Genomic DNA, 323 nt, shown 5'->3' on the forward strand with positions numbered 1-323 from the left:
CGCCTGTATATCCACCGCCGCCACCAGCTGGAAACTGCATGCCGCCCATGCCGCCGAATCCTCCTGGGAATGTCGTCTGTGTCTGCTGCGATGAGGCTGTACCTACCGTGCCTTGCGGAAGCGGCACAAGTACAGATGCGCCTTCTTCTAAACCACTCTCTATCTCTACATAGGTCTCATTGCTAATCCCGATTTTAACTGGCATAAGCGTTCCTTCCATCTGCATACCGCCAGCCCTGCTGCCACCAGCTGCTGATCTTTGACCGCTTTGCGCTGCGCCTTGCATGCTTTGAGGCCTTCCTGCATAACCCTGCTCGACTTGG

Annotated in this window: 1 pseudogene; it reads right to left on the bottom strand. The window is 56.0% G+C overall.

The features are described 5' to 3' along the window. Positions 1-205 (bottom strand): annotated as a pseudogene (locus FJQ58_RS32740) (efflux transporter periplasmic adaptor subunit); the annotation flags it as partial. Between the last annotated feature and the right edge of the window lie 118 nt (positions 206-323).

The sequence above is a fragment of the Paenibacillus paridis genome, from assembly GCF_006345825.1.
GTDB lineage: Bacteria > Bacillota > Bacilli > Paenibacillales > Paenibacillaceae > Pristimantibacillus > Pristimantibacillus paridis.